Consider the following 22452-nt stretch of genomic DNA (forward strand, 5'->3'; position numbering starts at 1 on the left):
GCGGCAGTTTTTTTCTTACGCTCAGTAAATTTTCCTTTCCCATGCGTCTCAATCTCCGCTTCATCATTGCCATTATCGTGGCGGCGGTGTCACTATTTGGCTATTACTTCAATACCTCGAAAAACGAGGTGACCGGCGAAACGCAGCATATCAGTATGAGTGCCGACCAGGAAATTGCCCTGGGCCTGCAGGCGGCCCCCGAAATGGCGGCCCAGTACGGCGGCGAAAGCCCCGACAGCCGGGCTACGGCGGCCGTGCAGCAGGTCGGCCAACGGTTGATTTCGACCAGCATTGCCGGCAAAACGCCCTATAAGTTCCAGTTTCATCTGCTGGCTGATGACCAGACTATCAACGCCTTCGCCCTGCCTGGCGGGCAGGTTTTCATTACGCAGGGGCTGCTGAAAAACCTGACCACCGAAGGTCAGCTGGCCGGGGTGCTGGCCCATGAGATTGGGCACGTAGTGGGGCGGCACTCGGCGGCGCAGGTTGCCAAATCCAACCTTACGCAGGGCTTGGCCGGGGCTGCCTCCATCGCCTCGTATGACCCTGATAGTCCCGGCAGCTCAATTGCCAAGGCCGCGATTGCGGCGGCTATTGCCAAAGTAATCGGGATGCGGTTCAGCCGCAACGACGAGCTGGAAGCCGACAAGCTGGCCGTCGATTTCACGCCCAAAGCGGGCTACGACCCTCGGGCCATGATTCAGGTAATGAAGATACTGGAGCAGCAGGGCGGCCGCAGCTCCACGCCCGAATTTCTAAGCACCCACCCCAACCCCGGCAACCGGATTGGGGAACTGGAAAAGGAAATTGCGGCTGAGTTCCCGCAGGGCGTACCAGCCGGCCTGAAGCAATAGAGACCGCAGATTTAACGGATTTAAACGGATTTTTTGTGGTTCCGCACTTTCTGTCACAATCTAATACAGTAACCAAAAAAGGCCGCTTATCAAGCGGCCTTTTTTGGTTAAAACCGAATGATGCGGAGCCACAAAAAATCTGTTTAATCTGCTAAATCTGCGGTCAAAAATTTGGTGGGGTTAGGTTTTTGAAGTGGCCGTTGAGCCGCACCCGCTCCTTGAGGCGCTCGGTTTCGAGCACTACCGGGAGGATGGTGTCGAGGTGGTCGCGCACCAGCTCCTGCCGTTCCTGCTCGCTGGTGGTGGCCAGCACCTGGTATTCCTGCTCGGTGCTGAAGCCGATGTGGTGGGCCACGTCGAAGATGCAGTAGTCGGGGGCCAGGTCCAGCAGCAGCTTGCGCAGGCCGAGGGCTTCGTAGAGCTGGCGCACTTGTTTGGTGATGATTTCGCGCAGCACCGGGTCGGCTTCGTTATCCTGCATCACGTCCTCAACGAGGCCGCCGGCGTAGAGCTTACCCGGTGCCTGGCGGTAAAATTTATTGATGCGGACCACGCCCACGGCCTTGGTCCGAATGTCGAGCTCGCCGCTGGAATACGTCTGCTCCACGCCAACCAGGCGCATTTCGGTGCCCAGGTCGCTGAGGGAGTTGTCGAGGTAGGGCGGAATGCCGAAGGTGGTATTCTGCTCGATACACTCGCGCACGAGCTGCCGGTAGCGAGGCTCAAAGACGTGCAGGTTAAGCTTTTCGCCCGGAAAAACAACCAGATTGAGCGGAAACAGTGGGAGCAGACGGGCCATGGCAAGCAGACGGGGGAGAAGAAAATACCTGAGGCCTCAACAAGCGGACTACCCAATTGGGTTTTGCGGGTAGGTGGGCGGGTAAACCGGGCAGCAGGCAGCCGAAAGGTAGGTGGGAAAGACGAAACCCGGTGTGCCACGCTACTTTTGCCCCAATGTCATCTGCTACGCTCCTTCCGAACCTGCCCACTTTGCTCAAAAAAACCGGCCGGCTGGTGTTGCAGGTGGCGGCGGCTTTGTTTCTGACTTCGGTGGCCTGGGTGCTGATTTACCGGTGGGTTGCGCCGCCCGCCACCTGGCTCATGCTCGACCGCCGCGCCCACGCGCCTGTTGGCTTGGGCTACTATGGCATTCAGGAAGCGCCCCGGCACATTCGCTACCAGTTTCGCACCCTCGATGAAGTGGCCCCCAATGTGCCCCTGGCGCTGGTAGCGGCCGAGGACCAGCGGTTTCTGCTGCACCACGGCTTCGACCTGGATGCCCTGACCAAGGCCGCCAGGCGCAACTGGAATGGCGACGGCACGCACATCGTGGGCGGCAGCACCATCACGCAGCAGGTGGCCAAAAACGTGTTTCTGTGGCAGGGCCGCAGCTACGTGCGCAAGGCCGCCGAAGCCTACTTCACGGTGCTCATCGAGTTTTTGTGGAGCAAGCGCCGCATTATGGAAATGTATCTGAGCGTGGCTGAGATGGGCGACTGCACCTTTGGCGTGGAAGCGGCCAGCCAGCGCTACTTTGGCAAATCGGCCAGCCAGGTGAGCCCGGCCGAGGCGGCGCTGCTGGCCGGCGTATTGCCCAATCCGCTACGGTTCCGGGCCTCCAACCCCGGGCCGGTGGCGCGGGCCAAGCAGCGGCGGGTGCTGCGCAACATGCGCCGCCTGGGCGGCACCCGCTACGTGGCCGATATGCTGAAATAAGCAGAACGAGTACCCCGAATTTCCAATTCGGCCCGTCAGAACGATTTGCCCCAACATCATTCGCTCGGCCGAATTGGAAATTCGGGGTACTCGTGCTGACGGGTTGAATTGGAAATTCGGGATACTCCTGCTGGGTTCGTCGCTCAAAGGAAAAAGCAAAAAATATGGCTTTCGTAAACACAACTGCTGCCTTGCTCGTGTGCCTTGGGGTGGCGGGCTGCACCACGGCCCGCCCGGCGGCTACTACCAACCCGGCCGAAGCCCGGCGCGCTATCGTGCAGGTGCTCACCACCCAAACGGCGGCCTGGAACCGGGGCGATATCCCCGGCTTCATGCAGGGCTACTGGCAGTCCGATTCGCTGGTTTTCATCGGTCGGAAAGGGCCGACGTACGGCTGGCAGGCCACGCTGGCCAATTACCAGAAAAGCTACCCTGATGCCGCCGCCATGGGCCAGCTCGATTTCAGTGGCCTGCGGGTGTCGCTGCTCACGTCCGGCGCGGCGCAGGTGGTGGGGCGCTGGCACCTGGCCCGCCCCACGGCGGGAGACTTGCAGGGGTATTTCCTGCTCGTGCTGCGGCAGATTGACGGGAAGTGGGTGGTAGTGGCCGACCACACGAACAGTGAGTAAAGCCGCCCTTATCGGGCAATAAGTCCCAGCTCCGCGGCGTGCTCCGCGGCGTCGGCATAATCAGCCAGCAGCAGCATGGGCACGCCTTCTACTTTCAATTCTTCGGTGATGGGCGCCACGAGCAGGGCCCGCGCCGGCACCTGCACATCACGAATGTAGATGGCGCGGATGCGGCCGGGGTGGCGGCGTACCACTTCGCGGTAGATGCGGGCATCTTCCTGGCCGCTGTCGCCGAGGAGCACGAAGGGCAGGGCGGGGTAAGTCGTCAGCAGGTCTTCGATTTCGTGGAGCTTGTGGGCGAAATGCAGGGCGGCCGAGCCGACCACGCCGGGCGGGGGCGTGGTTTTGGGGCGGGCAATGCTCAAATCGCGCAGGAGCAGGGGGCCAGGCGGCATTTTGTGGATGCCCATGAACTCATCGAGCATGTCGTATAGATTCCAGGGGCTGCTGCTGACGTAGAAAAAGGGGTTGTCGGTGCGGCCGGTGCGGCCGCGCTGCAGCCGCTGGTAGAACTCGGCCACGCCCACGAAGGGCAACCGGGAGTGCGCGTTGCTGAGCAGCGTGCGGGCCAGCATCTTCAGCACGTTGGTGGCCAGGGTTTCGAACACCGTGTCGTCGAGGTCGCTGATGATGCCGAATTCGGCGCTGGGCGGGGGCACCAGCACGTTGGCCGAGGCCTGCACCACCGCATCGGGCAGCGGGTAGGTGGTGGGCAGCCGCGCCGTGCGCACCGGCACTGGGTACCAGAGGTAGCTCGCGGGCGCGGGCAGAGCGTGGGGCTCGATGATGAGGGTGAACTCGATGATGAGGGTGAAATAGCCTTCGTCGTCGGTTGTGACGAGGTGCTGGCTGCCGTCGGGCAGCTCGGCCACGAGGTCGGCCCCGGCAATTTCGCGGCTGTTGAAGCGGCGCACCATGCTCCGGAAATTGCGCCAGCGCGAGTCGGCCGCCGTTTGGGGCGCGATGCCGGGGTCGGCCATCAGGCGGCCCTTGATGTAGAATTTGGCGGCCGTGCCGTAGCTGCGGTATGCATCGAGCCGCAACGCTCCCAGCCGGCCGGTGCGCGCCGAGCGGCGGGTCAGGAGGTGGTCGGTCCATTCGGAAAAGGCAGAGATGATATTAAGCAGCTTCATGGGGCAAACCTACGGCGGGCGGCCTGGAATACGGCTGGTCAGCCCCGGTAGCCCTTTTTGCGTAGAACGCCCACGCCTTGCCACCGGGGCCACTATTTTCCGCTTATGTCCACCACTGCCACGCTCCGCCCCAAGTCCCGCAAGAAGTCGCTGATGCCTCAGGAAGAGGCCCACATCCTCTACAAAGACCCGGCCCGCCAGGCCCGGATGGCCGGCCTGCGCTACGCCACCGACCAGGGCTCGGGCCTGTCGCGCAAAACCACCAGGGCCGGAAATTTTACCTACCACGACGCCAAAGGCCAGAAAATAACCGACGCCAAAATCCTGGACCGCATTGCCGGCTTCGTGATTCCGCCGGCCTGGACGGAAGTATGGATTTCGCCCTCAGCCACCACTCACCTGCAGGTAACCGGCTACGACAGTCTGAGCCGCAAGCAGTACCGCTACCACCCGGCCTGGGACGAGATGCGCAGCCTGACCAAGTTTTCGCGGCTGCGCACGTTTGGCGAAAAGCTGGAGCCCCTGCGCGCACAGCTGAAAAAAGACCTGGCCCGCCCGGTGCTCGACCACGAGAAAGTGGTGGCGCTGGTGATTACGCTCATGGACCAGTCGTTTATTCGGGTCGGCAACAAGGAATACGCGAAGAATAAGGGGGGCAAGAAGGCCAGTTACGGCCTCACGACCCTGCACGATGACCACGTGAACGTGCACGGGGGCGATGTGAACTTCACCTTTATCGGCAAGAAGGGCGTGCCGCACGACGTGACCGTGCACGATGCCCGCCTGGCCCGGCTGGTGCGCAAGTGCAAGGAGATTCCCGGGCAGCACCTGTTTCAGTATTACTCCAAAGACGGGCAGCGTCACGCCCTCGAATCGGGCGACGTGAACGAGTACCTGCACCGGCACACCGGTTTGGGGCTGTCGGCCAAGGACTTCCGCACCTGGGGTGGCACCGTGAAAATGGCCGGCTGCCTGGAAGCCGTGCTGCGCGACGAGCCCGACCTGGCACCGGAAAAAGCCATTAAGCAAGCCGTAAAAGAAGTGGCCACCAACCTGGGCAACACACCCACGGTTTGCTCCAAATACTACATTCACCCGCAGGTGGTAACCCTGTTCAAGTCGGGCGAGCTGGTGGATTATCTGCGCCGCCACGATGCCGAAACCACGCCCGACGACCTGCTCTCGCCCGTGGAGCGGTTGGTGCTGAAGATGTTGGAAAACGCCGGGTAGCCGAGGTGCTCGCTAGGCTTATTCCTCGGCCGGCTTGTCGTAGGCTTGCCCGGCGGGGGCACTGCCCTGCGAAAACCGGATGCCGGGAAGCGAAGTCACCGATGCTCCGGAGGGCCCTTGGGTCAGCGTATCGGAGCCGGGGCCGCCGTAGATGCGCAGGCGCGGGCGGGCCGCCTGCTGGCTGAGGGCTTGCGACCGTACAAATGTGTCATCGCCGCCCAGTCCTTCCAGCACAATCTCCCGGGTTTCACTGCTAAAAAAAGTGCGGCGAAACAGGGGCAGAGCCGTCTCGGAGCCGCTCGGATACACCGTCACCTGCATCGAATCGGGGTATTGCCGGATAACGAAGGTCTCGGCCTGGGCGGTGCCGCCCACCAGGGGGCGGCGGGCCAGGTCCAGGTAGAGCGCATCGGCCAGGGCCGGCAGGGCCGCCCGCCGGGCCTGCAAAGCGGCGATGGTGCGCGGGCCTTCAATGGCAAACACGGCGGGCGGCAGCCGACGCACGGCCCGGTTCAGCAAGGTATCGGGCAGCTGCTGCTGCAAGGCCAGCGCCGTGGCGCGAAACTGGGCCCGGCTGAGGCCGTTCAGGGCCCGGCGGTCCAGGTATTCGCCGTTGGAGAGCAGCGCCACCGGGTTTTTGTAGCGCGGCCCAAACGTGACCCAGTGCCGGATGGCCACATGCCCAATCAGCCAGCCCAGCACGCCATCGTCGAGGCGGTAGAACACCATGTCGCGGTCTTTGGGCAGCGGCAGCAGCGGGGCGAAGCCCCCGGTCATCGGGGCTCCCAGGGCCCAGCTCCACTGGCCGGCGTGCCGGTCCCAGTCGCCCAGCCAGCCATCGAGCAGGCGGGCGCGGAGCAGGGCAGCCTGGTCGATGCGCTGGTCGGGGCTGGCAAACACGGCCGCGAAAGCTTTTTCGCTACTGAGTACGGCGGCGGGAGCTGGTTTGTCGGGCATCGTGGCTGCTTTCTCTTCCAGATAAGCCAGCTGCCCCCGGAAATGGTGCAACGAGTCGGTTTGGAAAGCCGGGTCGTCGGGGCGCACATAGTACAGGCGCGGCTCGGAGCGGGGCACGCCCAGGGCCGTGGCCAGGGGCGGCACCACCAGCGCCGCGTAGGGGTTGGTCGACGACACGTTATCCCGCAGCACATTCACCAGAAACGTGCCCCGTACCAGCTCCGGCGTGGCCCGAATCGGGTCTTTATCCACGGTGCGAAGGACGTAGGCACTGCCATTGGCGGCCGTCAGGCTCAGGCTGGTGCTGTTGAAGCCGCCGCCTACTTTGCCGGGTTGCAGGCCGCCCGGCCGGGCGGTGGCCAGGTTGAGCACCGGTGCGGCCACCGGCGCGGCCCAGCTGGGGCGGTGGTGCTGGCCCACGAGGGCATTATAGAGCTGGCCGTGGCGAGCATACTGGCGGCCGGCCGTCGCGCCGCGCACGCTGTCGGCGGTGGCCGGGAGCGGAAGCGTGGCATCGGGGCGGGCATCGGGCTGAAAAAATTGCCTGCGAACGCAGCCAGTGCTGACCAGCCCGGCCAGCAAGGCCACTATCGGAAAATAAGGTCGCAATTGGAGTGAAATCAAGAACTGGCGGATAATCAGGCGTGGGCTTTGAACAGCAAACCAGCGGTAATGGCTGCAATAGAGTGGTTTCCCATTTGATGTATCAAGTTAAAAGTTAAAAGTTGAGAGTTAAAAGTTAAAATTCAGGCAGCTTGTGTTTTAACTTTTAACTCTCAACTTTTAACTTCTTTCAAAAAGGTACACGGACTTGGAAACTGCAATAACGGGCTCAGCTGAGAAACCCGATTTTTCCATTTGGCCCGTCTGGAGTGGCAGGCCGAATGGTCGAGTACCCCGAATTTCCAATTCGGCCCGTCTGGGTTGGCAGAACGACTGTTTCGGGACGTGCGCCCGGGCCGAATTGGAAATTCGGGGTACTCGGCCTTGTAAATCCAACAGCTGCTTACAGCGATTTTCAGGTTAGTGTACACTTTTGCAGAAAGTTAAAAGTTGAGAGTTAAAAGTTAAAAATCAGATACAATGAGTTTTAACTTTTAACTCTCAACTTTTAACTCAGTACACAAAAAGCGAAACTGCTCAGTCATCGTTGAGACGGTCGTAGGCCAGGCGCTCTTTGCGGGGCAGGTGCGGGCGCCGGGCCCCGGCGGCGGTCATGTCGGAGGCTTCGTCGTAGAGTTTCAGGCGGACGCTGCTGCCGTGCAGATGGAGCTGGTCGCGGCCGGTGCCGCCGTACAGCAGCAGGGGCAAGGGGCTGCCCCGGCCCGTGGTGGTCACCTCAAAAATGTCGTTCCCCCCGAGGCCGTCCAGGCTGAGCTCCCGGGTTTCGGCGGAGAAATAGGTGCGGCGAAAGCGCAGGGAATCACCAGCCCGCTGCTGGCCCAACGTTGCCGAAAACACCCGTACCGTCGTCGAATCGGGGTAGCGGTGCACCTCAAACCGCTCGGCCTGGGCCGTGCCGCCCAGCGTGGGCTCGCGGGCCAGGCTGAGGTAAAAGGCCTCGGCGGCCTGGGGCAGGGCCTGGCGGCGGGCCTTGAGGGCAGTACCGATTCGCTCGCCTTCGAGGGCAAATACGGCGGGTGGCAGCCGGCGCATGGCCCGCTCAATGAGCGTATCGGGCAGGCGGCGCTGCAAGTCCAGGGCCATGCGCCGAAAATCGGCGCGGGTGAGCTGCGAAAGCCCGCGCTGGTCGATAAACCGGGCCTGATACACCAGGCCCGCCACGTTGTCGTATTCAGGCTTAAACGTCTGGAATTGCGGGGCGATGAACCGCCGTGAGGCCAGCCAGGGAATCAGGCCGTCGTCGAACCGGAAATACACCTGGTCGCGGTCTTTGGGAATGGCCCGGTAGCGCACCCGGCCGCCCGGCTCCGCGAAGGCGGCCCATTGCCACTGGCCCTCGTGCCGGTCCCAGTCGCCGAGCCATACATCGAGCAGCCGCGCCCGCAAAAACGCGGTCTGGTCGATGAAATTTGCCGGATGCGTGTATACGCGGGCCAGCATCGCCTCGCCCCCCACCAGGCCGGTGGCCCCGGCCAGGTCCGGCGTCAGCGAGGCGAGGGCGTTATATTTTTCTTCGAGCAGCGCCAGCTTGCCCCGAAACCGCTCCGACATGGCACCCAGGCCCTGTTCATCGGGCCGCACATACACCAGCCGCGGGCGGGAGTGGGGCACGCCCGCCGCCGCCGCCAGCGGCGGTACCGTGAGCGCGCCGTAGGGGTTGGCGGCCGAGGTGGCATCGCGCACCACATTCAATAAAAATGTTTTGCGCAGCCACACCGGCAGGGTTCTGCTGGGTTCTTTATCGAGGGCTCGCAGGGCATATTCGCGGCCCTGGGTTCCGCTTAGGGTCATGCTGATGCTTTGGTAGCCGCCCCCGCTTTTGCTGGGTAGCAGGCCGCCGGGGGCGGCTGTGCTCAATCGCAACACCGGGGCCGGCACCGCTGCCGCCCAGGTACTGCGGTAATGCCGACCCAGAAACCAGCAATAGAAGCCGGAATGACGGTTGTAATGGCGGCCCGCCGTGGCCCGAACGGAATTGGCGGCCAGGGGCAGGGGAGCCGTGCTGCCCGGCCCCACCCGGGCATCGGACTGAAAGTAATTTTTTCGGGCGCACGACGCCGCGGCTAAGCTCAGGGCCACAACACCCAGCCGGTACGCAGTCAATCGAAAGGGAAAAAGAGGCATCCGGGGAAAATCGGGGCGGCGAGAATGTGCCTTTAACGCAGAAACCACGCAAAGGTGGGCCGCGCTGGCCGCGGCGCACAACCATGCCCGCCTCATTGGCAGTATACGGGGCCAGCTACTCTGGTCAGTTGGCTGCGCCACAGTTGCTCTCGCCGGAACCACCTGCCGCTCATGTCCAAAATTATTTCCCTGGCTGCGGCCTTTTTTATCCGGCGCGGGTGGGGCGTTGCGTTGCTGGCCGTGGCGTGCTCGGGGCCCAAAACAACCGCCCAACCCGCGCCGCAGTGGGCCGCCGACTCGGCCACGGTGCGCCTGGCTGCCGGGCCGCAGTACGCCCGTGGCGCGGTGTGGCAGTTTTTCTGGGGCAGGCACTACCGCGCCTTGTGGGCTACGCCGGTCACGGTGCCGGTGCTGCGGCTGGCCACGGCCGTGCCCGGTGGCCTGCTGCCCGTGCAGGCCGGCGGCAGCTACCAGAGCCGTACGCTGCGCCTGCGCGCGCCCGGCGGCGGCGAGTTGGTGCTGCGCTCAGTGGATAAGGATGCGAGCGCGGCCCTGCCGGCCGGCTGGAAACGGCAGCTGCTGGGCGGCCTGATGAAAGACCAGACCAGTGTATCGCAGCCGTTTGGCGCGTACCCGGCAGCGGCGTTGGCCGGGGCCGCCGGCGTATACCACGCCAACCCGCGCCTGGTATACGTGCCGGATGACCCCGGCCTGGGCAGGTTTCGGGCGGGCTATGCCAACGCGCTTTACCTGCTCGAAGAGCGGCCCGATGGCAACCAGACGGGCCTGCCAGGCTTTGGGCACTCGGCTAAGGTGGTGAGTACGGCCCACATGCTGGCTGCCGTGCATCAGCGGCCCACGGCCCGGGTAGAGGCCCGGGCCTACCTGCGGGCCCGCCTGCTGGATATGTGGCTCGGCGACTGGAGCCGTCGTGAGGACCAGTGGCGCTGGGCCAGCTTCGCGCAAGCCGGGAGCGTGCGCTACCGGCCCATTCCGCGCGACCGCGACCAGGCCTTTTTCCTGTTCGATGACGGGGTGATGACCCGTCTGGTTTCCTGGTTCGTGCCCAAATACCAGAGTTTTCACGCCACCATCCGGCCGGGGAGCGTGGCTGGCCTCACGGCCACCGCCCGCGTGCTCGACCGCACGCTACTGGCCGACCTTAGTGCCGAAGATTTTCAGGACGAAGCCGATTCGCTCCAGCGGCGGCTGACCGATGCCCGCATAACGCAGGCCCTGGCGGCGGGCCCGGCGGAAACCCGAGCGGCCATCACAAGCTATTTTGGGCCGCTGCTGCGGGCCCGGCGGGCGCAGCTGCCCGCCGTGGCGCGCCGGTACTACGAGGTGCTGGCCGATGAAGCCTGGGTGGTGGGCACCGACGGCAGCGAGCGGTTCATCATCAGCGGCGCGGGGGAGGGGCGGCTGCGGGTGCGCCTGCTGGCCCGCCGGTCCGGCCAGCCCGATAGCCTGCTTTCGGAGCGGATTTTTGACCGTAAATACACCCATCAACTCAATCTGTACGGCCTGGCGGGCGATGATACCTTCGAGATTATTCCGCCCCTGAGCCAGCAGTTTCCGGTGGGGATGTACGGTGGCCTTGGGCACGACGAGGTGCGGCGCCCGGCCTCGGCCACTTCCGCCGGCATCAAAGGCTTTACCTGGTTCAGCAGTCCTGGCCGCGAAATAGTCCCCGCCAAAGGCATTACCCAGCAGCCCGACCCGCACCCAGCGCTCAACACGGATAGCAAAGCCTGGCTGAAGCGCTATAATCTCAACGACTAGCGGGGCCCGGTAGCAGGCCCGCCAGCGGGTCGCGCCCGTCGAGGGTGCCGGCGCTGCCCAGCACCCGAAACCGCGCGAAAAGCTCCTCGCTGTACCATTTCTCGCGGTGCGTGAGCTGGATTACTTCGCGGTGGCGGGCATCGCGGTACGCGAACTGCTGCATGGCCTGCGCCGATTCCCAAACGCTGAACGTGGCCTGGCGCACCACCGGCAGCTCCCCCAGCCCAATGGCGGCCCGCACGCCCCCGGCGGTGGCCAGGGCGGCGCTGGTGGGCTCCACAAACTGCCAGAAGCGCCTGGTTTTGCGCCAGCTGATGCTGGCGCGGGTCAGCACGGCCATGGGGGCATTATCGGTGGGCGGCAGGGCTGCGGGGTAGTCAAAGGGCGTTTGCCCATCCCACAGGCCCTGCGATTTTAGGGGGGCTAGCTCCAGCGTCCAGTGTTCGGCGCTGCGGGTTTGGTAGGTCTGCCACAGCTGGTGCCGCGCAAAAAACGCGGTGGCCGCCGCCACGTCTTCCCACACGGCCATGAAGCCGTAGCGGTCCAGATTGGGCCACAGGCCGAAGCCGTTGTGGGCGCCGCTGCCCAGCAGCTTGAAAAACCGCAGCCCCGGCACCCGGCGCAGCACTGGCGGCGAAGTGCCCATCTGGGCCAGGCCCCAGCGCCGGTGCCCGGGCTTCAGGGTGAAAATGGTGATGGTGGTGTGGGGCATTAACAGGGAAAGTAGGCTGCGACGTGAGCAGGCCGCGGGTTTCAAGCAACAAAAAACGGCCGGAATTGCTTCCGGCCGTTTCTATTCAATCCTTTTTTAGCCTATTAAGGCTTAACGATGGAATGCTCATCGGGGCCGGCCTTGTAGGTTTCGCCGGTGAGCACGGCCTTGGCGTAGGTGTAGGCCCGCAGCAGGGTAGCGTTGGGCGAATCCCAGAACTCGCCGACCTCAATGGTTACTTTGAGCAGGGCAATATTGGGGTCGTCCTGGCCCTTGGGGAACCAGCCGCGCAGGCTCTCGCTCCACAGCTCTTTGATTTTGGCGCGGTCTGTCACCACCTTGGCTGTGCCGGTAATGGCCACGTAGAGGTTATCCTCGGGCTTGGAATAGCCCAGGTTGATGTGCTGGTCCTGCTGCACTTCGTCGATTTTCTTGGAATCCTCCTCCGTGAAAAACCACAGGGTGCCGTCGGGCTCGGGCTCGTGGGTATACATGGGGCGCGAGTGCAGCGAGCCATCGGGTTCGGCGGTGGTCATCATCGCAATGCGAATGTCTTTGATTTTGTCCACGAGCTTGGAGATATCGTGGCTAACGGCGATTTGTTCGGCCATGGGGAAGAGTGGTTTCTGAAGATGAAAGTTCAGGTTTGGTTTACGGCCGGGTCCGGTGAAGGTTGGGGCATCCGCCCGCCCGGGCTTTGAGCTATACCTTGCGTGGGTGAATTTTCTGGCCCATTTGCTGCTCTCCGGCCCGCCCACCGCTGCCGCGTATTCCGACGTTCTGCTCGGCAACTTTATCGCCGACTCGGTGCCCGGCCGGCAGCTCGAAAACTACGCCCCGGCCGTGCAGACCGGCATTCGCCTGCACCGCACTATCGACGCCTACACCGACCAGCACCCCATCATCCGGCGCGGCACCCTGCGCCTGCGCACAGCCGGCTACGGCAAATACGCTGGCGTGATTTCGGACATGTTTCTCGACCATTTTCTGGCCCGCAACTTCTCCGAATTCTCCCCCGAAAACCTGCTGGCCTTTACCCAGCGGGTATATGCCCTGCTCACGGCCCGGCAGGCCGAGATGCCGCCCCGCGTGCAGCACTTTCTCCCTCATCTCACGCAGCACAACTGGCTGCTGGGCTACGCCGAAACCGAAGGCATCGGCCGCGCCCTTGGGGGCCTGAGCCGCCGCGCTACCCCCGGCTCGGGCATGGAAACGGCCGGGAGGGAGCTGGAGCTGAATTATGGGGAGTATGAGGCAGATTTTCGGGTGTTTTTTCCGCAGCTTGAGCAGTTGGTAGCGCAGGAACTGGGGTAAGCTGAAACAGAAAAGAACGTCATGCTGAGCGCAGCCGAAGCATCTCTACCGCGCAACTAATCCTGAGGAATGAATTACTGCTGTGGTAGAGATGCTTCGGCTACGCTCAGCATGACGTTCTGCCTTTTTTCAGATGTCAACCCCAGCCTTTAGTGCTGGTGGCCGCCTTCGCCGTGGGCGTGGCCGTGGGCCAGCTCTTCGGCGGTGGCTTCGCGCACCTCCTGCACCTTGCCGGTGAAGTGCATCACCATGCCGGCCAGGGGGTGGTTGAAATCCATCTGTACGGCCGTGTCGCCGATGCTTATCACCTTGGCCTGCATGTGGTTGCCTTCGTTGTCGGCCATGGGCAGGAAGTTGCCCGGCTGAAGCATTTCTTCATCCAGCTTGCCGTCGATGAGAAAAACCTCTTTCGGGATTTCTACCAAGGCCTGGTCGTCGTATTCGCCGTAGGCCTGCTCGGGGGTGAGGCTGAACTGGAAGTCATCGCCGGCGCTTTTGCCGTCGAGCTGGACTTCAAATTCCTCGGGCAGGCCGCTGTGGCCAAACAGGAAGACCATGGGCGAGTCGGCTTCGGCCGATTCGACCAGCACTTTTTCCTGATTTTCGTCGGTCACGCTGAGGTCGTAGGTGATGGTGACGACTTTTTTATCGCTGATTGCAGCCATGTTGGGGTAGGTGAGGTTTGGTGAGAGATACGAAGTACGGAATTTGTCGGAAAACCGGCCCGCTCAATCCTGCAGCTCCCAAGCCGTGCGGTAGCCGCCAATGCTCTCCACGTACTCAATCAGGGCCTTGAAAAACGGGTGCGCGCCGAGCGTGGAAGAGTCGCCGACGAGTAGGAGCTTCTTCCGCGCCCGGGTCATGCCCACGTTCATGCGGCGGATATCGCTCAGGAAGCCGATTTCGCCGTGGGTGTTGCTGCGGGTGAGGGTGATGGCGATAATGTCGCGCTCCTGGCCCTGAAACGAATCCACGGTGCCCACGCTGAGCTGGCGGTGCTGCATGAAGCCGCTGAGCTCGTCGTTTTCCTCAATGGCATCCTTCAGATAGTTGATTTGGGCGCGATAGGGGGCAATTACGCCAATGCTGAGCGGGTCGTCCTCGTGGTCGGCGGGGTCGTAGGGTTCGAGGAGCTGGGCAAGGCGCTTGAGGAGCAAATCCGCTTCTTCGGGGTTGGCGGTGGAGCGGCTTTCGGGAATGGTGATTTCCAGGAAGCCGAAGCCGGCGGTGTCCAGAAACTCCACAGGCAGGTCGGGGGCGAAGCGCAGGTCGTAGGCGTCGAGGCCGGCGTGGGCCACGGTGTCGTAGGCCGTCAGCTGGCCGTCGTAGAACTGGTCGGAGCTGAACTGCATGATTTGCTCGTGCATGCGGTACTGCACGGTGAGCATGCGGGCCGTGGCGGGCTGGCGATTGATGGCTTTCTCGAACAGCGTTTCGCGCAGGGCCCCGGCTTTGTCGCTCTTCACGGTGGGCGGCAGCTGGTGGTGGTCGCCGGCCAGCACCACGCGCTTGGCCTTCGAAATCGGAATCCAGCAGCCGGGCTCCAGGGCCTGGGCGGCCTCGTCGATAAACACCGTTTCGTAGGTCAGGTGGCGGATATTGCGGTTGCTGGCCCCCACCAGCGTGCACGTTATCACCTGCACCGATTCGAGCAAGTCTTCCGTGATGTAGCGCTCCAAATCATCGGCCTGCTGGAATAGCATCCGCGCTTCCTCCTTCAGCATTTTGCGCTGCTGCTGCTCCTCATAGCCAAAGTTGCGCACATGTTTGCTGGCCGTTTCGCGGTACTGGTCGGCCGTCTGGCGCATCGAGCGCATCTCGTTGTAGCTCTTGTGGCCCATTACCTGGGCATCGAGGGTGTGCTCCAGCAGCAGGTCGGAAACGCGGCTGGGGTTGCCCATCCGAATGACATTCACGCCGCGCTCGGCCAGCTTTTCGGTGAGCAAATCGACGGCCGTGTTGCTGGGCGCGCACACCAGCACGCGCCGCTCGCGCCGGATAGTTTCCAGAATTGCCTGCACCAGGGTGGTGGTTTTGCCCGTGCCGGGCGGGCCGTGGATGATGGCCACATCCTGGGCCGCCAGCACGTGGCGCACGGCCGCTTGCTGCGACTCGTTGAGCGGGCTGGGATAAAAAATGTCAGAAGCCTTTTCCTCGCGGAAACGGGCTTCTTTGGCCCCCAGAATCACGTCGCGCAGCTCGGCCAGGCGGTCGCCGTAGGCCCCCATCACCTTGCCCAGGGCGTAATCCATCTCGCGGTAGCTCACTTCGTCGAAGGTGAGGTCGATACCCATCTTATTGCCCTCCGTTACCCAGTCGGGCAGGTCTTCCTTGGTGGTTGCCAGCAGCAGCTTGTTGCGCCGCACGCTGGTGATGACGCCGTTGAGCGTGGGCCGGTCGGTGGCCGAGCGGCCGGGCACGTTGCCAAACAGGGCCGCGTTCTTACCCACCTGAAACAGGTGCAGGCCCTGCTGCCCGGCGGGCCGCTCCAGCTCCAGCACCACCTTGCCGCCGAAGCCAATGTCTTCCTTGGTAATAGTTACGGGGTACCAGGTGAGGCCGCGCTGCTGCCGCTCCTGAATACTGGCCTTGGCGTTTTTGAGCTTGAATTGCACCAGGTCCTCCTGCTGCTCCAGCTTCATCAGAGACTGGACGTGGCGCAGCTCTTTTTCGAGGGCGTAGGGGTCGGTGGGGGTGAAGGTGAGGTCAGACAAAAGAAAGCGGGTTGGGTTCGTTGAAGTAGTAACAACGAAAAACGAAAATGATAGGTAACACTCACGCAAAAAAGTCGTCCGGGTCGGCCTGGCTCAGGTATTTCTGGAGTAAGGGCAGGGTGCCGAAAAAGGGCAGCACGGTGGCCAGAAACTGGTCGGCTATGTCCGGGCTGCTGGCGTAGACGACAAAAGTCTGGCCGCCCTCGCCAAACTCCAGCTCGTCGAGCAGCGCGGGCTGGTGCTCTTCGATGATGGTTTCGATGTGCTCGACCCAGGAGTCGGCGGTGCCGCCGAAGCCGTAGTCCTGAAACAGCACGTAATACTCTTCCAGCCCGCCCACATCGGCGAAGATGACCAGCTGGTACTCGGGCGAAATGGGCGGCGGGGCGGGGGATAGTTGGAAGGGAAACGTTACGGACATGCGGCGAAGGTACGGCCGAGTGTAGCGCGGACTTTGCGAGTCCGCGCGGGAACCGGGCCACGCCCCGGACTCGCAAAGTTCGCGCTAGCGGCTCCAGGTGCGCACGTAGCGCTGCTGCGGGTCGTAGCGCCGGGCCTGCTGGGGCACGTCGAAGGCGGTGTCGCGCACGTCGGTGCCGGTGCCGGCGATGTATTTCCAGTTGCCCCAGTTCGAGGCCGCGTCGTGGTCGATGAGCTGGTGCTCGAACCAGGCCGCGCCCCAGCGCCAGTCCTGGTGCAGGTCGTGGATGAGGTAGCTCGCCACGTTCTGCCGGCCCCGGTTGCTCATGAAGCCGGTGGCGGCCAGCTCGCGCATATTGGAATCGACAAAGGCGTTGCCGGTGCGTCCGGCGGCCCAATTATCAAACACCGCCTGGTCGGGCCGGGCGGGTTTGGGGAGCTGCTCGCGCAGGCCGCGCCAGCGGAAGAAATCCGGCCCGGTGCGGTGGGCCAGCAGGCGGAAATAATCGCGCCACAACAGCTCCAGCCGCAGCTGCATGGCCCCCTTGCTGCGCGCGCCGTGGGTGGCATCATAGGCATCGATGGCCGCCCAAATCTGCCGGGCCGAGAGGCTGCCATTAGCCAGCCAGGGCGAAAACTTGGTGCTGAAGGCCTCGCCCAACAGCTCATTGCGGGTGTCGTCGTAGCGGCCGATGAGGTGGCGCTCCACGGCGTAGTCGTGCAGGCGGGCCAGGCCGGCGGTTTCGCCCCCGCCCAGCGCGGGTAGAGCCGTGCGGCGGTCAGGCACCGCGCCAGCCACCGCCGGCAGCCCCAGCGCGGATGCCAGCTCATCGGCGGTGGGCAGGGGCGCTGGTGCAAACCCGGCGGGCAGCGGCGGCAGCTGGCGCGGCGCGGGCAGCGGCGGCCGCACACTCACTTTCGCGGCCACATCAAACCGAAACTTGCTGAAGGACAGCGGCAGCCGGTCAATGGGAATGGGCAGGTCATCGGGGTGCAGTAGGGTCAGGGTTTCGAAGCGGCGAAGGGGTACCTGCGGGCCCAGGGCGGCGGTAAGGGCATCCTCGGCTTCTTCTTCCTCGGTGGTGTGCTCGGTGCTGGCGAACACGGCCTGCGCGCCCAGCTGCCGGGCCAGGGCGGGCAGCACTTCCTCGGGCGGGCCCACCGCGAAGTGAATGCCTGAGCCCAGCGCGGCGTAGTGCTGCTGCAAATCAGCCAGGGTTTCGAGCAGGAAAGCCAGGCGGTGCGGGCCGGTGCGGGGCAGGCCCAGGTAGGCATCGGGGCCCAGCGTCACGGGGTCGAAGCAATACACGGGCAGCAGGGCGGTGGTGCCGGCCGGCAGCGCGGCCAGGGCTTCGTTGTCGTGCAGGCGCAGGTCGTTGCGCAGCCAGTAGAGAACGGTCATATCAGGGGTTTTCAGCGAGCATGGGAGCCTTGAGAAATTTCTAAATTGAAGAACCCAGTTAAAAGTTGAGAGTTAAAAGTTAAAACGCAGTTGTATTGGTTTTTAACTTTTAACTCTCAACTTTTAACTGGTCGAAATAGCCCGTAAATCACCGTAGCACGCGGCGCGGCCATGTTTTCGGCCGGGCGGCCAAAAAAGCCCGGGCTACCTGCGCTTGCGGCGGGCCACCAGCAGCCCCACGCTGAGCACGGCCAAGCCCGCAATCAAGGCATCGCGCACGAAATGGCCCTGTTTGGCCTCGGCCACTTCGGCTTCGAGGTCGCGCATTTTGGTGAGCTGCTGCTTTTCGCGCTGGCGCAGGTTCTCGGCTTCGTTTTGCAGCTCGGACAGGCGCTGGGCGGTGAGGTTGCGGTCGTCGCGGCCGGTGTTTTCGAGGGAGGTCGTGGTGGCGGCCAGGCGCACGGAGGTGGTTTGGGCGGCCTGCGTGGTTTGGTTGAGCACGTCCACTATTTGCTGGTCTTTGTCGACGATGCCCTGCAGGGCATCAACCACTTCCTGCAGGTCTTTTTTGGAGGGCTTGTTGCCGAACAGGCTGTGGCGCTGGGCGCTGGCCTCGGCGTAGCGGCCGGTGAGGGTGGCCCGCTCGCGTAGCAGACCCGGCAAGGGGCTGTCGGGCGACACGGAAGCGGCCTGGCCGGCGGCGGTGAGTGTGGCCAGGCTCAAGAGCACGGCCAAGGTGAAGGATTTGGGGAAAGTGTGGGAGGCGAGCAAACGAGTCATCAGAAAAGTTTAACGGAGAAAAGGGCCGGGCCTGAACGGCGCGGTCCACTGCATGTATCGCAAAACGGACCAGTCCGGTTCAAAACGAGTAACGAACCCCGGCGGCCCGGCGGTACCTTTAACATCCCAATCTGCCAATTCGCTCATGCCAACCCGCTACTATCCGCGCCTCGCCGCCATCGCGGCCGACCTGGCCGCCGCGCCCGCCGACCAGCTCCCCAAGCTGCGCAAGCTGCTGGAAACCGTGCTGCGCGATGATTGCAAGCAGCGGGAAGTACCGTTTCTGGACCTCAACCAGGCCATCGGGCAGGTGGCTTATGCCCACGAGCTGCCGGCCGCCCTGCGCCACCAGCTGCAAGCCCTGCGCCTGGCGGCCAACCTGGTGGTGCACGAAAGCTACGCCGGCTCGCCGGCTGAAGTAGGCAGCGGTTTCGCGGCCGTGGCCGCCCTGTTGCTGCACCTCACCGGCACGGCCTACGCCGGCCTGCCGCTGCCCCAAGCATCAGTTGCGGCAGCCACGCCAGAAGCTTCCGGGGCTTCCGCAAGCAGCGCGGCCACCGTAAAATCCTTCGCCCCCGACGTGGCCGCCTCCAACACGGCCTGGCGGGTGAATGTGCTGCACGCCGACCTGGCCACCGGCACGCTGACCGTGGAAGTGGCCACGCCCGCCAACGGCCGGCCCGCCGGCCCGTTCCGCCTCGTGCTGCCGGCCGCCTACGAAAACGTGCTGCCGCTGGCCGCCGCGCTGCACCCCACACTGCACCTCATCGGGCCGGTGGCCCTGGCTGATGGCAGCGTGCGGGCCCGCCGCGTGGTGCTCGAACCCGACTACCTGGTGAGCGTGACGACCATTGCCGAGTGCGCCCAAAAGGACGGCACCATCCCCGAATGGGCGCTGCTGAATGCGTTTTTGCCCGATGAAACCTCCCGCCCGCTGGTGGTCGGCAACCTGGTGAACCTGCTGCTGGATGAGGAAGTGAGCCACGCCGGGAGGCAGGAGGAGCTGAAAGCGAAGCAGGAAGCCGCCGCCCGGCAGCAGCAGCTGAAGCGCCTGGCAAAGCTGGCCGGCTCGGGTTCCCGCGTAATTGATGGCCTGATAACCGCCTCGGAAGGGGTTATAACCCCTTCGGAAGGAGTAAAAACTCCTTTTGATGGTGTAGAATCCCCTTCTGAGGGAGTAAAATCTCCTTCCGAGGGAGTAAAAACCCCTTCGGAAGCCTTACCAGGTGCTCCTGAAGAAGCTGTAGCGACTGGCGGGCCTGGGGTTGCTGCTTTGGCAGTGCCCGAAGCGCCCTTTTTTGAGCTAAGCACTGACACCGGGCAACCAACCGCGAAAGACTTCGACCTGGAGCAGTTTTTCCGGGGCCGCCTGTTCCGCTCGGCCCCGCTCTCGCTCAGCACGCTGCCCGAGTTCCAGACCCGCACCGGCGTGCCCGAGCTGCTGAACGACCTGCGCCGTCACCACCGCACGCTGCGCGAAACCCGGGGCCTGGGCTTCGTGGCTCAGAGCCGCACCGGCTACCAGCAGGAACCCCTGCGCCTGGCCGATTGCTTCCTCGAACCGACCTTTCTCTCGGCTACCTACGGCTTGCAGGGGCGGCTCGATTTGCTGCACGAAAGCGCCACCGGCTACGATTTGGTCGAGCTGAAAAGCTCGACCAAAGTACCCCACGCCGAGCCCTGGACCAACCACGCCGCCCAGGCTCAGCTCTACCGCCTGCTGCTCGAATCGGTGTTCGGGGCCGATGGCGAGACGGCCGGCCGGGGCCGCACCAGCATCTTGTACTCGAACGCGGCCAGTGGGCAGCCCGCCGTGCGCCGCGTCGACCAGGACCAGGACTTTATCGACCGCCTCATCTCGGCCCGCAATCAGCTGGTGGGCACCGAGCTGCAGCTGGCCCGCGCCACCGGCCCGCGCCAAACGGCCGCGCTGCTGGCCCCCGTGCTGCACCCCAACCTGATGGCGCTGCCGCCCTTCGGCAAAGCCAAAGCCGAAAAAGTGGCCAACGCCTGGGCCGCCGCCGACCCCGTGGAGCGCGCCTACTGCCTGGAGCTGGCCCGTTTCGCCGCCCGCGAAATGCGCCTCACGCTGCTCGGCGACGAGGCCCGCCCCGGCGATGCCGGCGGGCAGGCCGGCCTCTGGCTGCTGCCCCAGGCCCGCAAGCACCAGAATTTTAGCCTGCTCGATGACCTCGAATTAATCGAAGACCATAGCAACGCCGACGACGATGCCCGCGACGGCCTCGGCCCGCACCTCATTTTTCAGCGGCGCGAGGGTGGGCGCGAAGTCAACTTTCGGGCCGGCGACACGCTCATTCTCTACCCACGCCGCCGCAACCCCCGCAAAACCGAAGCTGCGGAAGTGTCGGCAGCAGGAGCTCAAACCACGGCTCCAGGCACCGATACTGCTGCCGCCGAGCCGGTCGCAACTTCACTCAGTCACTCACCCACTCAGTCACTCAGTGTACTAGATGCGCAGGTGGTGAAGGTCGTCCTCGCCGAGGACCTGGGGGCCGATGGCCGCGTGGTGCTCAGCGTGCGCAACCGCCGCATGGCCCCGCGCTACCTGCACGGCCACTCGCACTGGGCCCTGGAGCCCGATACCTACGACACGTTCCGCCGCGAGTGGGCCGGGCTGTCGGCCTTTCTGAGCTTGGCGGCCGACCGCCGCAAGCGCCTGCTGGCCCGCACCGGCCCGCGCCAGCCCGAAGGCTGGACTACGGAAACCGCCCCCGCCACCACCGCCCCGGAGGTAGTGGCCCGCGCCCTGGCCGCGCCCGATTGGTTCGTGCTCTGCGGGCCGCCCGGCACTGGCAAGACCCGCGCCGTGCTGCGCGAGCTGGCCGTGCAGCTATATAAGGAGGATAAGCAGGTGCTGCTGGCCGCCTACACCAACCGCGCCGTCGACGAAATCTGCGAGCAGCTGGTGCAGGCCGGACTGCCGTTTATCCGGGTGGGCTCGCGGCTGGGTACCGCGCCGGTGTACCGGCCGTATCTGCTCGATAATATGCTGCGCGACTGCAATACCCGCCAGATGGTGCGCGGCCGGCTCACGACCTGCCCGTTCTACGTGGGCACGGTGGCCAGCCTGCTGGGCAAGCCCGAGCTGTTCATGCTGAAGCAGTTCGACCTGGCCGTGGTGGACGAGGCCAGCCAGGTGCTGGAGTCGCCCATGCTGGCCCTGCTGGCCAAGGTGCCCAAGTTCATCCTCATCGGCGACCACCGCCAGCTGCCCGCCGTGGTGGCCCAGGAGCCCGAAACCAGTGCCATCGCCCCGGAGTGCGCCGAGCTGCTGCGCGCCGAGCTGGGCCTCACCAACCTGCGCAACTCCTACTTCGAGCGCCTTTTCCGCCGGGCCGAGGCGCACTGGCCCCACGCCCACGGCACCCTCGCCGACCAGTACCGCATGCACGAGGAGCTGGCCGTGCTTGTTAATCAGGATTTCTACGACGGCCAATTGCGCTGCCCCATGCCCTGGCAGGCCGCCCCGCTCGACCGCGCCGCCTGGCCCGTTCCGACTAACGATTTTGCGGCCGCCCTGCAAAGCCAGCGGGTGATATTTATGCCCACCCGCCGCCAGCCCGAGGATTTATCCATGAAAGAATCGGCCCAGGAAGCCGAGCTGGCCGGGCAAGCCGCCGCCTACATAGCCCAGGGCTACGGCGCGGCATTCAACCCCGAAACCACGCTCGGCATCATCGCCAGCTACCGCAACCAGGCGGCGCGCATCCGCGCCCGGCTGGCCCAGCTGGCCATAGAGCTGCATTTGCCCGCGTTGGCCCAGGTCAGCGTCGATACCGTGGAGCGCTACCAGGGCAGTCAGCGCGAGGTCATTATCGTGAGCTTCTGCTGTCATCACGAGCATCAGCTCGAACTCATGGTATCGCCCGACGAAACCGGGCAGGTCGACCGCAAGCTGAACGTGGCCCTCACGCGGGCGCGGCAGCAGCTGGTGCTGCTCGGCAACGAGCAACTGCTGAGCCGCGCCCCGCACCACGCCGCGCTGCTGGCCCGGGTAGGGGTGGCGCTAGTGTAAAGGCTGAATACAAAAACGTCATGCT

18 protein-coding genes are annotated in these 22452 nt (G+C 64.2%); 7 read left to right on the forward strand and 11 right to left on the reverse strand.

Features of this window, described 5'->3' with window-relative positions; all coding sequences use genetic code 11:
• Positions 1-41 precede the first annotated feature (41 nt).
• Complete coding sequence (locus ABD819_RS02925) at positions 42-854, forward strand: M48 family metallopeptidase (RefSeq protein ID WP_345120788.1); 813 nt, start codon at positions 42-44, stop codon at positions 852-854.
• 163 nt (positions 855-1017) lie between these two features.
• Here the strand turns inward: ABD819_RS02925 and ABD819_RS02930 are convergent, their stop codons facing one another.
• On the reverse strand, positions 1018-1653 hold the full coding sequence (locus ABD819_RS02930; protein WP_345120790.1) for an LON peptidase substrate-binding domain-containing protein: 636 nt from the start codon (positions 1651-1653) through the stop codon (positions 1018-1020).
• A gap of 155 nt (positions 1654-1808) precedes the next feature.
• On the opposite strand from ABD819_RS02930, the gene mtgA reads away from it, so the two are divergent.
• Positions 1809-2570 (forward strand): monofunctional biosynthetic peptidoglycan transglycosylase, encoded by a 762-nt coding sequence (gene mtgA, locus ABD819_RS02935; protein ID WP_345120792.1) that lies wholly within the window; start codon positions 1809-1811, stop codon positions 2568-2570.
• A 164-nt stretch (positions 2571-2734) separates the two neighbouring features.
• Positions 2735-3199, forward strand: coding sequence for a YybH family protein (locus tag ABD819_RS02940; protein ID WP_345120794.1), 465 nt, complete (start codon positions 2735-2737; stop codon positions 3197-3199).
• Between the two features lie 8 nt (positions 3200-3207).
• On the opposite strand, the gene ABD819_RS02945 is transcribed toward ABD819_RS02940, so the two are convergent.
• Positions 3208-4332, reverse strand: a complete 1125-nt coding sequence (locus ABD819_RS02945) for an App1 family protein phosphatidate phosphatase (protein ID WP_345120796.1) — start codon at positions 4330-4332, stop codon at positions 3208-3210.
• A 105-nt stretch (positions 4333-4437) separates the two neighbouring features.
• Between ABD819_RS02945 and ABD819_RS02950 the strand changes: the two genes are divergently transcribed.
• Positions 4438-5562 (forward strand): DNA topoisomerase IB, encoded by a 1125-nt coding sequence (locus ABD819_RS02950; RefSeq protein WP_345120798.1) that lies wholly within the window; start codon positions 4438-4440, stop codon positions 5560-5562.
• Between the two features lie 18 nt (positions 5563-5580).
• Here the strand turns inward: ABD819_RS02950 and ABD819_RS02955 are convergent, their stop codons facing one another.
• Complete coding sequence (locus ABD819_RS02955) at positions 5581-7143, reverse strand: hypothetical protein (protein ID WP_345120800.1); 1563 nt, start codon at positions 7141-7143, stop codon at positions 5581-5583.
• Positions 7144-7659: 516 nt separating this feature from the next.
• A complete protein-coding gene (locus tag ABD819_RS02960) occupies positions 7660-9246 on the reverse strand; it encodes a hypothetical protein (protein ID WP_345120802.1) in 1587 nt (528 codons plus the stop codon).
• A 192-nt stretch (positions 9247-9438) separates the two neighbouring features.
• On the opposite strand from ABD819_RS02960, the gene ABD819_RS02965 reads away from it, so the two are divergent.
• Positions 9439-11049, forward strand: a complete 1611-nt coding sequence (locus tag ABD819_RS02965) for a hypothetical protein (protein ID WP_345120804.1) — start codon at positions 9439-9441, stop codon at positions 11047-11049.
• On the opposite strand, the gene ABD819_RS02970 is transcribed toward ABD819_RS02965, so the two are convergent.
• Both ABD819_RS02970 and ABD819_RS02975 read right to left on the reverse strand, forming a co-directional pair.
• Positions 11039-11761 carry a spheroidene monooxygenase gene (locus ABD819_RS02970; RefSeq protein ID WP_345120806.1) on the reverse strand — a complete coding sequence of 241 codons (723 nt, stop codon included), beginning with the start codon at positions 11759-11761 and terminating at the stop codon, positions 11039-11041. The two genes, ABD819_RS02965 and ABD819_RS02970, sit on opposite strands and share 11 nt — an antisense overlap.
• Before the next feature lie 104 nt (positions 11762-11865).
• The gene (locus tag ABD819_RS02975; RefSeq protein ID WP_345120808.1) at positions 11866-12372 is read right to left on the reverse strand and encodes a pyridoxamine 5'-phosphate oxidase family protein; all 507 of its coding nucleotides are present in this window, start codon (positions 12370-12372) and stop codon (positions 11866-11868) included.
• Between the two features lie 106 nt (positions 12373-12478).
• Between ABD819_RS02975 and ABD819_RS02980 the strand changes: the two genes are divergently transcribed.
• A complete protein-coding gene (locus ABD819_RS02980) occupies positions 12479-13075 on the forward strand; it encodes an acyl carrier protein phosphodiesterase (protein WP_345120810.1) in 597 nt (198 codons plus the stop codon).
• 149 nt (positions 13076-13224) lie between these two features.
• Here ABD819_RS02980 and ABD819_RS02985 read toward each other — a convergent pair whose 3' ends face one another.
• The 5 genes from ABD819_RS02985 to ABD819_RS03005 all read right to left on the reverse strand — a co-directional run bounded on the left by ABD819_RS02985 (position 13225) and on the right by ABD819_RS03005 (position 18391).
• Complete coding sequence (locus tag ABD819_RS02985) at positions 13225-13740, reverse strand: FKBP-type peptidyl-prolyl cis-trans isomerase (RefSeq protein ID WP_345120812.1); 516 nt, start codon at positions 13738-13740, stop codon at positions 13225-13227.
• Positions 13741-13803: 63 nt separating this feature from the next.
• The gene (locus tag ABD819_RS02990) at positions 13804-15789 is read right to left on the reverse strand and encodes an IGHMBP2 family helicase (protein ID WP_345120814.1); all 1986 of its coding nucleotides are present in this window, start codon (positions 15787-15789) and stop codon (positions 13804-13806) included.
• 61 nt (positions 15790-15850) lie between these two features.
• Complete coding sequence (locus ABD819_RS02995; protein WP_345120816.1) at positions 15851-16210, reverse strand: hypothetical protein; 360 nt, start codon at positions 16208-16210, stop codon at positions 15851-15853.
• 84 nt (positions 16211-16294) lie between these two features.
• Complete coding sequence (locus tag ABD819_RS03000; RefSeq protein ID WP_345120818.1) at positions 16295-17611, reverse strand: DASH family cryptochrome; 1317 nt, start codon at positions 17609-17611, stop codon at positions 16295-16297.
• A gap of 204 nt (positions 17612-17815) precedes the next feature.
• Positions 17816-18391 carry a hypothetical protein gene (locus ABD819_RS03005; RefSeq protein ID WP_345120820.1) on the reverse strand — a complete coding sequence of 192 codons (576 nt, stop codon included), beginning with the start codon at positions 18389-18391 and terminating at the stop codon, positions 17816-17818.
• A 145-nt stretch (positions 18392-18536) separates the two neighbouring features.
• Here ABD819_RS03005 and ABD819_RS03010 point away from each other — a divergent pair, with 145 nt between their 5' ends.
• Positions 18537-22427 carry an AAA domain-containing protein gene (locus ABD819_RS03010; RefSeq protein WP_345120822.1) on the forward strand — a complete coding sequence of 1297 codons (3891 nt, stop codon included), beginning with the start codon at positions 18537-18539 and terminating at the stop codon, positions 22425-22427.
• The last annotated feature ends 25 nt before the right edge of the window (positions 22428-22452 follow it).

Origin of the sequence: Hymenobacter antarcticus (assembly GCF_039539545.1) — a bacterium.
GTDB lineage: Bacteria > Bacteroidota > Bacteroidia > Cytophagales > Hymenobacteraceae > Hymenobacter > Hymenobacter antarcticus.